Raw genomic sequence first — 13,489 nt, 5'->3', positions numbered from 1 at the left:
TGACCTCGACACACAGTGGCACCGGCACGACGAAGCGACACACCTCCCGCGCATGGCCGACGCGATCGCAGTGCGGACCTCGGCGGGGTGCCGCTGCGTCGTCGCCACGCAGCGCTGCAAGCAGTTGAATAGCCCTTTCGGTTGCGGCCGTCAACCGACTTGTCTTGCGCAACGCGTCAACGACGGTCACGCTCCGGCTCGACGCCAGCACGTTGGCAGAACGCCGCGCGAAAAAAAAAAACGGCCCCGTTTGCCGGGGCCGTCGAAGTGAAACCGGATGTCGCGTGATCAGGGAATCGTGATCGCCGCGCCGGTCTTGTCGTAGGCGTACTCCAGCCACTGCGCCGGATAGCCGTCCGGCGAACCCGTGGTCATGTGGATGTAGCCATAGTTGAGCTCGCCGGTGTCCTCGTTCTCGAACGCGATGCCGATGTAACCGTCGGTACCACCGATCCAGTTCGCCATCGGAATCGACGCGGCACTGATCGTCGAGGCCGGACCGATCGTGTCGCCCGAGTGCAGCACCGCAAACTCCGTGCCGCCCGCGTCGACCACGCCACCGACCGCCAGCGACGCCATGTCGCCGTACCAGTACACATACATGCCCGAGCCGAAGTCGTAGATGTTGATGTCATCCACTCGCCCCGCATCGTAGGTACCGAACTGGCCCGTCACGAAGTCGAACGTGCTGCCGTCACCATCCTGCACCAGCGGCTGGTTGATGATGCCAGTGACGATGTCGCCACCACCCGCCGTGGGCAGCGGGCAGGCGCCTGTTTCGCCATCCTCGAAGCCGCTGCAGAAGATGTAGTCACCCGGAGTGACGGTCACGCTGACCGGGATGGCAACCAGCCCATGAGTCGGGTCGTTGGTGGTGATGCACAACTCGGCGCTGTAGCTGCCCGGGACCAGGCTGCCGGCAGACGGATCGACCGTGATCGTCACCGCGGTGCTGGCGCCGCCATTGACCGTGCCACTGGCCGGGCTCGCGCTCATCCAGCTCAGCACCGCACCCGTGCAGGTGCTGCCGCCACCGCTGGTCGCGGTCGCGCGGATGAGCCAGTTGCCAGCCAGACCGAAGCTGTCGATCACACCGATGAGACTGTTGTTGCCGAGGTTGTCGACATCGGTCGGCGGGGTGCCGGCGCCGGCAACCCACGACATGCCAGCGCTGGCCGAGTCTTGATCGATCGCCGCCGGGTAGTAACGCGGCGTGTAACCGCCTGCGAGCGCCCATTGGTCGACGAAGCCGACGTAGACGTCGCCCGCACCGGGCACCACGAAGTTCGTGGTGTAGGTCTCGAACGCGTCCTCGCTCGCGATCGTCACGAGCTGGTCGCTGCCCACACGCACCGCGTTCGACGGGTCACCATCGGCATCGGCGTCGTAGTACACGACGAGGTTGGGCTGCAGACCGACCATGCTGCCGCTCGACTGCGTCGGCCACATGATCGAGATGCTGTCGATCGTCACTGCCTCGGTCACCGCGAAGCGGTTGATCCACACCGCACCCGATTCGGTGCCGGCCGCTGAACTGCCCAGGCCGATCGAGTCCTCGTAGCTTCCGTCGTCCCACTGGAAGGTGTAGGTCGCCAGCGGGTTGTAGAGCGGCGCAGCGTGCCTGCTGCCACCCGAGCGACCACCGGCGGCCAGGCTCACGGGCTGCAGGTTCACGCGCGGTGCAGTGGCGCGCGCGGTCAAGGCACTGGCACGTGCGCGCGGACGCATGACGTCGCGGCTGTCGATCGAGAACGTCAGCGGCAGGCGCCCCGCACCATTGGCGATGGTCAGGGTGTCACTCGCGGTGGCATCCACGGCAACCGTGAATGCGAACGAGCCCGGCGTGAACGTCGCCAGCGGCGGCGGCGTTGGTGTGACCGTAAGCGTCGCCGTGGCCGGCAGTGCATTGTTGCCCTGGTCGGTCTGCAGCGCCCCGGCCGCGATCGTGTTGACGTACGTACCCGGCGTAGCGGTTTGCACCGTCGCCGTGATCGCACAGCTGCCACCGGCCGGCAGCACGACGCCGGCAGGCAGGGTGATCGAGTTTGCGCTCGGCACCATACCGCCACCACCGATGATGAGGCCGCAATTGGTCGACGCCGCGGTCACCGTGAGGTCACCCGGCAGGGTGTCCACCAGCGGCGCCGTCAGCGTCGCGTTGGCCGCCGTCGGGTTGGTCAACGTGATCGTCAGCACGCTGGTACCGCCCTCCTGGACCGAGCTCGGGCTGAACGCCTTGGCCACCTTCGGGGTCGGCGGACTCACGAGCAGGGTGTAGTCCTCGGCCTGGCCGTAGCTCACGCTTTCGCAGGCCGATGCGGTCGCCGAGTTGTACTTCTTGGTGATGCGCATCCGCGTCGGACCAAGCAACGCGCCGGCCGGCACGGCAATGCTGCTCACGGCCTGCTGGCTGTCGGTACCGGTCGAGTTGGTGATGCTGCCGGCAGCATAGCTTTCGCCCGCATCGGCGAAATCGCCGTCGTGGTTCCAGTCGACGTACACCATGAAGTAGTTCGTGAAGCTGCCATCGGAATTGCCCTGCAGCGTCATCGTCAACGTGTCACCGGGGGCGACATTGCCGACGATCGCGGTGAAGTCCTCGAGCGCCGGTGTGCCGTTGACGGTCGGAGACGTCGTGTTGTCGATGCCATCGAACACGACGTGGGTGATCGGCTCGACGTTGCTCGTGACGTTGAAGGCGCAATAGGGCTCGGGGAACGTGAAGCCGATCTTGAGGTTGGCGCTGGCCGCGAACGGATTGTCGCCCATGTCGGTATGCAGCGCCGCGACCGGGATCGTGTTGGTGTAGGTGCCGTTGACCGCGGATTCCACGTCCACCGTGACGGTGCAGCTTCCGCTGCCAGGGATCTTCGCGCCACTAACCAAGGTGACCGAACCGCTGCCGGCGGCTGCGGTGACCGTGCCGCCGACGCAGGTCGTCGCGGCATTCGGTGTTGCAGCCACCACCACGTTGGGCGGGAAGGTGTCGGTGAAATCCGACAGCAACTCCGCATCGGCGGTGTTGTCAAGGTTGTTGAGCGTGATCGTGAGTGTACTCGGATCACCCGCCGCCACCTGTGCTGGCACAAACGCCTTGGCGACGGTCGGCGCGGTGGTGGCCGGAGCGATGTTGAGCGTGTAATCCTCGGCCTGGCCATAACCGGCGCTGTTGTTCGGCGCGGCATAGGCATTCCACTTCTTCATCACGCGCATGCGCGTACTGCCCGACAGCGCCGTCACGGGCACCGTGATGTCGGCCTCGACGGTCTTGCCGTCGACACCAGTCGAATTGACGAGATCGCCGAGCTGGACTTCCTCACCTGCGTCGAACGCGCCGTTCTGGTTCCAGTCGAAGAACACGTTCACCTTGGTGGTGAAGCTGCCGTTGGTATTGCCTTCCACCTTGATGTGGAAGGTGCCGCCCGGCGCGACGTTGCCGCTGATCGCGGTGAAGTTCTCGAGCGCCGGCGTGCCGTTGACGGTCGGAGACGTCGTGTTGTCGATGCCGGCAAACACGACGTGCGTGATCGGCTCGACGGCGCTCGGGAACGTGACCGGCGGATACGGCTGCGGGAAGGTGTAACCGACCGTGAGCGTGGCGTTCGCCGGATTGGCGTTGTTGCCGTGCTGGGTCTGCAGCGCGCCGGCCGGAATCGTGTTGGGGTAGCTGCCGTTGGCTGCGCTCGTCACCTTCACCGTGATCGTGCAGCCGCCACTGGCCGGGATCTGCGCACCGCTGGCCAGCGTCACCGTGCCGGCACCAGCGTTGGCCGTGAGCGTACCGGTGCAGGTCGTGGCCGCATCGGGGCTGGCGGCGACGACGAGGCCCGCCGGCAGCGTGTCGACGAGATCGGCACTGAGCACCGCCGCGGTCGGCTGGCTGTGGTTGTTGAGCGTGATCGTCAGCGTGCTCGGCACGCCCGCCAGCACCTGGGTCGGCGCAAACGCCTTGCTGAGCGAGGGCGCGCCCGGTCCTGCACTCGGCATCGTGGCGCGGATGAACAATGCGCGATAGTCCGCGCGCGTGGAGACGATCGGCGCCCATGGGTCCGCGTTGGCACGCTGGTAGCCGCCATTGAGCGGCGTCGTGGTGCTCTGGTCGGCCGCAATGAACACGCCGGCCGGTTCGACCGCCGCATTCCACTCGGTGGCAATGTAGACGCTGCCCGAGCCGATGTTGAGCGCCATGCTCGAGATGTCGAAGGCCTCGAAGGTCGGCGTCGCCGGCACCCCGGTGATGTTCATCGGGTGGCCGACGAAGGTCATGCGTCCGAGCTCGGTGCCGGGAGCGCCGCCGCTGCCATCGTCGGCGTAGACCGCGATGTCGAAGTTGAACGAAGTGACACCGGCGTTGGTGATGAACGCCATGCACACCGTACCGACGGTGGCCGGATACACCAACGGCGTGAACTTGTCGCCCTGACGACCGACGTTGGCACTCGCGTTCCAGCCGTAGCCATTCTCGGCCACGCCATCGTCATGGATGATCACGTCTGGCGTGGCGCTGTCGCAGTTCGCCGTCGGCGCGGTGACGCTGAAAGGCTGCAACTGACCATCGGTCAGCCGCAGCAGGTCGATGGAAGGACTTGCGGCAAGCAGCGCGGCTTGTTGCTGCGCCTTGCGCGCGATTTCGTCCTTGGTGACGCCGGCCTGGGCGATGCCCGAGGCGGCTACCAATGCGAACAACGCGGTACTCAATGACTTCATCGGGAACACTCCCCAGTCGTCTGCCAAGTGAATGGTCGACTGAAGGCGCGTACGGATTGGTCACTGGCTCAACGGTGATCCACTGACGTCACGACCTGCGCCAATCAAAACGACCCGTTACGGTGTGTGCGGCAAAGCCCCAGCGCTTGCAGCAAAGACTCCCGACTCCGTCCGGGTACTATAGTCGGGTTCACGCCAACCATACAACCCGCGTTCAGCTTGCACGGAGTGTTGCGCGGCAACACCGTGCGTCGCGCAGCCGACGTGCGGGCAGTGCCTCGCGCCCGCGCCATCGTCGCTGCCTCTGGCTCGGGTATGCCTGCAACTGCGCGCGCCAACCGGTTTCCATCATGGCTTCGATCCAGACCACGCTGCGCCGCAGCGCAATTTTCCTCCTGCTCGTGGCGCTCGCCGCGCTCGCCGCTGCGTGGCTTGCACTGCGCGCCAGCCTGCCGCGCGCCGACGGTCTGCGCAGTGGCAGCGGCGTCGCCGCGGCCGTGCGCGTGGAGCGCGATGCACTGGGCACGGTCACGATCCGCGCCGGCAGTCGCCCCGATGCGGCATGGGCACTGGGCTACGTGCACGCCCAGGAACGCTGGTTCGGCATGGACCTGGCGCGGCGCAGCGCTGCCGGTGAGTTGGCCGAACTGTTCGGTCCGCTGGCGCTGCCGGCCGATCGTCGCGCTCGCGCGCACCGCATGCGCGCGCGCCTGCAGGCGGCGTTCGCCGCGCTGCCAGTGCAGCAGCGCGCACTCATCGAGGCCTATCGCGATGGCGTCAACGCCGGCCTGGCCGATCTGTCGGCACGCCCGTTCGAGTACTTCCTGCTGCGCGCCACGCCCTCGCCGTGGCGCAGCGAGGACACCTTGCTGGTGGTCGCGGCGATGGCTTTCACGCTCAACGATGCGCAGAACAGGCGCGAGCTCGCGCTGGCGCAATTGCATGCGAGCCTGCCCGCGGCGGCCTATGCGTTCCTGACCGCCACCGGCGGTCCCTGGGACGCGCCGCTGACCGGCGCGGCACTGGCGCGTCCACCCGTGCCGACCGAGGCGCAGTTCGATTTGCACGCCTTGCCAGCGACACCGCCACCGACCACGACGGGCGCCACGGTCGCCGCGCTGGTCGCGGACGGCCACGATCCGGTCGGTGAGCTGGTGCCAGGCAGCAACAGCTTTGCGGTCGCGGGCAGCCTGACCGGCGCTGGCGCGCTCGTCGCCAACGACATGCACCTCAGCCTGCGCGTGCCCAACATCTGGTTCCGCGCGCGGCTCAGCTACCCCGATCCGGCCAATCCTGCGCTGATGATCGACGCCAACGGCGCGACCTTGCCCGGCGCGCCCGCGATCGTGGTCGGCAGCAATGGCACGATCGCCTGGGGCTTCACCAACAGCGAGATCGACGCCGTCGACTGGGTGCGCGTGCAGCGCGATCCGGCGGATGCGGGCCGCTACCGCACCGCAACCGGCTGGCAAGCGCTGCGCGTGCACGACGAAGTGATCAAGGTGGCGCGCTCGAGCGACGAACACCTGCGCGTGGAGGAGACGCACTGGGGCCCGATCCTGGCCACGGACGTCGATGGCACGCCGCTGGCACTGGCCTGGAGCGCACAGCAGCCCGGCGGCATCGATGTCGGCATCGGCCGCATGGAGACGGCGCGCTCGCTCGATGCGGCGCTGGCGATTGCGCACGACAGTGGCATGCCGGCCCAGAACCTGCTGGTCGGCGATCGCGACGGGCACATCGCGTGGACGATCGCCGGCCGCATCCCGCAGCGGCGCGGTGGCTACGACCCGCAACTGCCGGCGGACTGGTCGCAAGCGGACACCGGTTGGGACGGCTGGCTTGCCGGGCACGATTATCCGGTGCTGCGCGATCCGGCCGACGACCGCATCTGGACCGCCAACCAGCGCATCGTCGCCGCGCCCGAACTCGCCGTGCTCGGCGATGCCGGCTACGACCTCGGGGCGCGCGCCGGCCAGATCCGCGACGACCTGCGCGCGCGCGAACGCTTTGCGCCGCGTGACCTGCTCGCAATCCAGCTCGACGACCGCGCGCTGTTTCTCGAGCGCTGGAAGGACCTGCTGCAGGTCACGCTCGCCGCGGCGCCCACCACGCCGCTGCGCGACTCGATGCGCCGCGCGCTCGGCGACTGGGACGGCCGCGCCGACACGGCATCGGTGGCCTACCGCCTCGTGCGCGCCTGGCGCAACGCGGTGATCGAGCGCCTGCTCGATGCCTGGTATGCGCCAGCCCGCGCACGCTTTGCCGACTTCGCCGCGCCACGCCTGCCACAGGGCGAATACCTCGCCTGGACCTTGCTGCACGAGCGACCGCCACACCTGCTGCCGTCATCGGCAGCGGACTGGGACGCCGTCCTGCTCGCTGCGGGCGACCAGGTCGGCGCCGAACTGGCACGCCAACCGGGCGGGATCGCGGCCAGCAACTGGGGCGAGCGCAACACGGCGCGCATCGACCATCCGATCTCGCGCGTGCTGCCGGCCTTCATCGCGCGTTGGCTCGACATGCCGCATGAGCCGCTGCCGGGCGATGCCAACATGCCGCGCGTGCAGGCGCCCGACTTCGGCGCTTCGGAGCGGTTCGCGGTCATGCCCGGCGACGAGGCGCACGGCTATTTCATGATGCCGGGTGGCCAGGGCGGCCATCCGCTGTCGCCGTGGTACGGTGCCGGCCACGAGGACTGGGTGCATGGCAGGCCGACTCCGTTCCTGCCCGGTCCGACGCGGCACGTGCTCGAGCTGACGCCCTGAGCGTGGCGTCAGGTCCGCGCCCACGCGCTCGACCGGTGCCTCCGCCGGGCCATCCATGGCCCGCGCGCATGGTCGCTCAGATGCAGCCGCTCACTTGCCCAGCTGCAGCGCGTTGGCACCCGGCACCAAGGTGGTGACGGTGTACTGGCTCGGTGTGCCTGCCGTCGCCACGTGCAAGGTGGCGGTACCTTCGACCGGCGCGCGCGTCGAGATCAGCGTGAACGAGTACATGGTGCCCCAGTCGAGCGTGCGCGGCACGACACCGGGCGGCGTGCTGCCGGTGCCGACACCGATCGCACCCGGGTTGCTGGTCCAGCTGGCGACGCCATCGGTCACCGCTGCCCGCCAGAAGTAGCCGATATCGACCTCACCCACGCGTCCCGAAGACACCGTGGTGCGCGACGAGGTCGGCACCGGCACGCTGAACGCGTCGAAGCCCTGGTTGCTCTGGACGCGGATGTTGGGATTGCTGCCCGAGGTCACCGCGCGCGCAAAGTCGATGTTCATGACGGCGTAGTCGTAACGCCAGCGGTTGGTGCCGATATGGGTGGCCTTGACCGCAACCTTGACGCGACCCTCGCTGGTGACCAGTTCGCTGTTCTTCGCGTTGGCCGGCGGGTTGACCGGATCGACCCAGCGGTCGATCGCCGGACCGAGCTTGTAGCCGCTGCTGTTGCCTGGCGCCCAGACCGCGCCGGCCCAGGTCGGCGTGCCGACCACGGTTCCCATCGAGTTGTAGGGGTTGATGTCATCGCGCGCGATGTACCAGGACTCGAACAGATAGCTCGCGCCGGGGTTGCGCGTCGCGCTGATCTGGCTCTCGCGCACGACCATGCGCTGATCCCAGCTGCCGTTCGGACTGGCGGTCAGGCTGCCGACGCAACCGGGATCGTAGATCGACCCGCAGCGTCCCCAGATGCCGGCTGCCGGCACGATTTCCGAACGCGGCCCGAGATCGGAGTTGGTGTCGTTGTTGCCCGAACTGTAGGTATCGGTGCAGCCGCGGCCAAGGATGTGCGAATCATGGTCGCTCGAATCCATGCAGCCGCCGTTGGTGGTGAGCCAGGCGTGCTTGACGCCGGAACGGCCGATCTGCTCGATGCTGCCATCGGCATTGATGCGGTACATGTTCCAGATCAGGAACGGGTGCTGGTCATTGCCATAGGGCGGATTGCTGCCGCTGAACTTCGCATACCACGGCACGCTCGCCGCCCACAGCGCGGTGCTCTTGCCACGGTCGCCCTGACCCGGAATCGTGGTTTCGATGCTGCCGGCATTGACGTTGTTCTGCAGCGTCGAGCTCGGCGTGAACACGACCTTGCCGCTGCCGTTGTTGCCGCTGCAATCACTGCAGCGGCTGTAGATCATGCTGAACGTCTTCATGAACAGGTCGGCCTGCCAGGTGCCGCCATTGGGCGCTGCCGTGCCATGCCAGTGGGGCGAGGTCGCCAGCGGCATCGCGCCGCTGCCCTGGGTCTGCACATCGGTGGTCATGGCCAGATCGGCGATCGGCCAGTCGGCCACTTCGGGATGGCCGATGCGTTGGGCGAACGCCGGCGCGATGCGCATGTCCATCGTGCCGACCGACAGCACGCTGTCGTGGTCGAGCAGTTCGTACATCATGCGGTCGACGTAGAACCACACCTGGCCATCGCGACCGACGAAGTCGAGCACCAGCGGATCCTTGGCGTTGGCGACGAGGCTGAAATCGGTGTAGTCGACCATCTCGCCGTTGGGCAGGCGCATCGTATAGCCGCCGACCGCCTGCAGCTTGCCGCCGTCGAAGCCGCGGAAGTAGCCGCCGACGACATGGAACTCGATGCCGCCGTTGGCGCGCACGCTGAACCGATCGCGCCCGCGCTGGCTCAGGCCCGGCAGGGCATCGCTGGGCTTGGAGATCGTCAGGCCCAGATCCTTGGCCAGGTCCCGGTTCCAGCGCACTTCCAGGGTGCCGCCCCACGCGGCCCACAACTGTTGCGGCGCCGCGACGGACGCGCGCGCCTCGTCGGCCTGGGCTGTCTTGGCGGCGTCGGCAACGGCCGGCAGGAGAATCGCCGCGAGCGCGGCGGCAAGCAGTTGCATTTTCATTGGATTGACTACCCCGAACGTCTGGTTGTGGAGTGCAGGCCGGTTGCCTGCCCGCAGGCAGGCATGCGCCGGCGCACAAGCCGTCGTGGCCGCCGCCCGCAGCGCTGGCTGGCGACACACAAGCAAAGCAAACTAGCACGCGGCAACCGGCGTGGGTAGTTGCGCTGCGCCAACGCGCATCGCCACGCCGTGGCGTGGCCGTCGCTCAGGCGCCGCCGTCGAAGCCGTCGCGGAAGATGCGGTCGTTGTCACTGATCGCACTGTCGAAGGCGATCGCCTCGGGCGGCGACTTGCCGTAGCCGGGCTGCTGCGCATCGTTGCCGGCGTTGTTCCACAACTGGTACAGGTACTCGCCGCGCGTGCGGTCCTTGGGACCGACCACGTAGGGCCGACCGGGACCGTCCGCGCACATCTGGTTCTCGCCCTCGAACGCGTTGACCTGGGCCTCGCGGCGCAGGAACTCGATGTAGTCGCGGCTCGAGGTCTGGTAGTAGAGCCGCGCCTGCACCGTGAACGGACCCATCGCGCCGGCCGGCAGGACGAAGCTGTACGGCACAAGGTCGTGGTTGACGAGCACGCCCGAGCCCGGCGTGGTCTCGGGATAGCTCGCCGCGACCGGACGCACCTCGTAGCCCTGCGGGTCGGCCGCGGTGGCCGGGGTGAACCCCAACGGCGGGATGCGGTTGTCTTTGGCGATGCAATCACTCAGCGCGAAATGGAACATGGGCTGGTTGCCGAGGTCGGTCGTGTCGCAGTTGCCACCGCCCTTGTAGTTCCAGATGCCCTGCAGCACCTCGTACACGCGGGCCTGAGCATCATGGGTCAGCACTGCCGTCGCGCCGTCATAGGCCGCGCTCTCGACGAGAAGGTTGCCGTAGCGGTCGTGGACGCGCACGTTGAGCCAGGCGCGCCGACCCTCGCTGTAGCCGCTCGGAAACTTGTGGCCGCTGCGGTTGGTGACCTTGACCTGCAGCCCGATCGAGCCCGGACTCCCCGATCCCGGCGCAACCAGGCTCGTGATCGTGGCCTGCAGGGTCGCCGCCGACTGCAGCATCTGCCGCGCCCACTCGACGGTCTGGTCGAAGGAATTGCCGCGCTGGAGACCATTCCACGAGCCAGGGATCCCTTCGGTGTCGTCGTATTCGCCCTTGAGCACAGCCGGAATCCAGGTATTGCCACCGGCGAAGGCGTGCACGGCCAGCGTGCCCGAACGGTTCGGATAACCCGGATTGCCACAGGCGCTGGCGTTAGGATCCTCGCTCATCGGCATGTGGCAGCCCTGGCAGGTCTGCGCCTGGCCACCGCCCGCGTAACTGCTGCGCTGCCATTCGCTGAAGGTGCGCTCGATCGGGAACGGCACGCCGGTATCGGTGCCGTCGGCGAGCTTGAGCGTCTTGAGCGGCCCGCTGCCGGTGTCGGGCGAGGTGACATCGTGGCACTGGCCGCACATCGCGCTCTGGGTGTGCAGCGGCGAGTACTGCCATGGATGCGGCGGTGTCACGCCGGTGTAGGTATACGGTCCGCGCCGGCACGGCTCGCCCGCACCGCCGCAATCACTGTCGTCGAGCCAGGCCGCACCGTTGCCGGGCATTGGCGCGCCGCCTGGTCCCTGCGCCATGTTGCGGTGGCAGAAGTGGCAGCTCAGGCCGCTGTAATCGCTGTAGCCATCGGGGGCGTCGTAACTGCCTTCGAGCAGGCAGGCCGCGGCCCCGAGCGTCACGTCGTTGGCGGGCAGGCCAAAGCCCTGCTTGACCACATGCCCCGCGTACCAGCCGTTGGAGGTATGGCAACGCAGGCAGAAATCGCCCACGCCCGGCACGTCGTGGTTGGCGACGTCGAGCGCGGCGAGAAACAGCGGATCGCGCATCGCGTTGGCCATCATCGAGCCGGCCCACGCCGCGTGCGGGCGGTACTTGAGCGTCGGATCGGTCGGCGAGGTACTGTCGGCGCCATGACAGGCACTGCAATCATCGGAGCTCTGCAGCGGATAGACCAGGCCCGGTTGCGTGCCATGCGGCGTGAAATCCACGCTGCGACCACCGCTCAGGCGCTCGGACAGATGCAACCAGTCGTTCGGCGCGAGGTCGGTCGCCGCCGCGAGTTGGGCCAGGCAGGCCAGCAGCAGCGGGGCGAGGCGAAGGAGGCGGGTCATGGTCATGGACGGATCACCAATGGCGGACGCACAAGAAGCAAGCCTGTCGACGGACCGCTGGCCGGTTGCGCAGCGCCCGTCGTCGGTGGCTGGCCGCGGTGGCGCGCCCCAAGCTGCCGAGTCTAGGGATGCGCGGATCGATCGCGCAATGGCGCCATGCAGTCGGCTCATGGAAATACAGTCGTTTGCGGCACGTGGGGACCGAGCATGGCATCCATCGGTATAACTGCACTTCCAAGTCACCGTTGCGGGACCCATTCGTGATGCGAATCGACTTCAGCCACACCGCGCGCGCCGGCGGCCGCGCCGACCCGTGAACGCGATCGTGCCGGTCGTCGAGCTCGCCGCGATCGCCGGGCTGCTCGAGCGCGGCGAGTTCGCCGCGGCAGCGCAGCGCAGCGCGCGGCTGCACGAGCACCATCCACAGGCCGCCGAGCCGCTGCGCCTGCAGGCACTGGCCCTGCTGCAGAGCGGCCAGCTCGACGCCGCGCGCACGGCGATCCTGGCCGCGCAGGCACGCGCGCCGGGCGACGTGCCGATCCTGTGCAACCTCGGCAGCATCGAACTGGCCAGCGGCAATGCAGGCGCCGCAGCGGCCGCCTTCCGCCGCGCGCTCGCGATCGAACCCACGCAGGCAGCGGCGCTCAACGGCCTCGGCAATGCCTGTCGCGCGGCCGGCGATCCCGCCGGCGCCGTCGCTGCCTACACGCGCGTCACCCAGCTCGCGCCCGCCCATGTGGGCGCCTGGCTCAACCTCGCCGCCCTGCGCCTGGAACTGGGCGAGGTCGATGCCGCCGCAGCCGCACTCGAGCGGGCGCGCGCGCTGGCACCGGGGCATCCCGATGCGCTGCTGCTGCTGGGCCAACTGCGCGCCGCCCGCGGCGATGCCGACGGCGCGCTCAATGCCTATGCGCAAGGTCGCCAGCTCGCGCCGCACGATGCGCGCTTTCCCTACGAGCTCGGCCTCATCGCCGAGCAACGCAAGCAACTGGCGCTGGCTGCCGACGCGCAGGCGCACGCGCTGCAGCTCGATCCGATGCTGCACCCGGCACTCGGCCAGCTCGTGTTCCTGCGCCGGCAGCTGTGCGATTGGCGCGACCTCGATGCGCTGTCGCAGGCCGTGCGCGAACGCGTGGCAGCCGGGGTCGGCGGCATTGCACCGTTCGGCTTTCTCGCCGAACCGGCCAGTGCCGCCGAGCAACTGCAATGCGCACGCAATGCCGCGCGCGACATCGCCGCGCGGATGGCGCCACTGCGCGCGCAACTGGCGCCACCGCCGGTGCGCGCGCGCGACACCGCGCTGCGCGTCGGCCTCGTATCCAACGGCTTTGGCGACCACCCGACCGGACTGCTCTGCGTGGCCGCGATCGAGGCGCTGCGCGAACACGCGGTCGACCTGCATCTGTTCGCCACCAGCGCCGATGATGCCGGCCCGATCCGCGCCCGCCTGCGCGCGGCGACGCGCCTGCACCAATGCGACGGCGCCGGTCCGCTCGCACTCGCACAGTCGATCCGCGCGCACGACCTCGATGTGCTGATCGACCTGCGTGGCTACGGCGGCGGCAGCGTGGCCCACACGCTGGCGCTGCGGCCCGCACCGCTGCAGGTCGCCTGGTTTGCCTATCCGGGCAGCTCGGGCGCGCCGTGGATCGACTACCTCATCGCCGACCGTGTGGTGCTGCCAGCGACCTTGCGTGGGCATTTTTCCGAGGCGATCGCGACGTTGCCGCGTTGCTTCCAGCCGTCTGACACCACGCGCGAGGTCGGTCAACCA

The 13,489-nt window shown here is 68.4% G+C and carries 5 protein-coding genes; 2 read left to right on the top strand and 3 right to left on the bottom strand.

Features of this window, described 5'->3' with window-relative positions; translation table 11 throughout:
- Positions 1-288: 288 nt before the first annotated feature.
- The gene (locus KF903_RS00025; RefSeq protein WP_291209561.1) at positions 289-4,707 is read right to left on the bottom strand and encodes a GEVED domain-containing protein; all 4,419 of its coding nucleotides are present in this window, start codon (positions 4,705-4,707) and stop codon (positions 289-291) included.
- 350 nt (positions 4,708-5,057) lie between these two features.
- Here KF903_RS00025 and KF903_RS00020 point away from each other — a divergent pair, with 350 nt between their 5' ends.
- Positions 5,058-7,475, top strand: coding sequence for a penicillin acylase family protein (locus KF903_RS00020; protein ID WP_291209559.1), 2,418 nt, complete (start codon positions 5,058-5,060; stop codon positions 7,473-7,475).
- Positions 7,476-7,565: 90 nt separating this feature from the next.
- On the opposite strand, the gene KF903_RS00015 is transcribed toward KF903_RS00020, so the two are convergent.
- Both KF903_RS00015 and KF903_RS00010 read right to left on the bottom strand, forming a co-directional pair.
- A complete protein-coding gene (locus KF903_RS00015) occupies positions 7,566-9,563 on the bottom strand; it encodes a hypothetical protein (RefSeq protein WP_291209557.1) in 1,998 nt (665 codons plus the stop codon).
- Between the two features lie 205 nt (positions 9,564-9,768).
- Entirely contained in the window at positions 9,769-11,715 is a 1,947-nt protein-coding gene (locus KF903_RS00010; protein WP_291209555.1) for a hypothetical protein, read from the bottom strand.
- A gap of 313 nt (positions 11,716-12,028) precedes the next feature.
- On the opposite strand from KF903_RS00010, the gene KF903_RS00005 reads away from it, so the two are divergent.
- A partial coding sequence (locus KF903_RS00005; RefSeq protein ID WP_291209553.1) for a tetratricopeptide repeat protein occupies positions 12,029-13,489 on the top strand: 1,461 nt, incomplete at its 3' end.

The sequence above is a fragment of the Dokdonella sp. genome, from assembly GCF_019634845.1.
GTDB lineage: Bacteria > Pseudomonadota > Gammaproteobacteria > Xanthomonadales > Rhodanobacteraceae > Dokdonella_A.
This window is presented reverse-complemented; position numbering and strand designations above follow the sequence as displayed.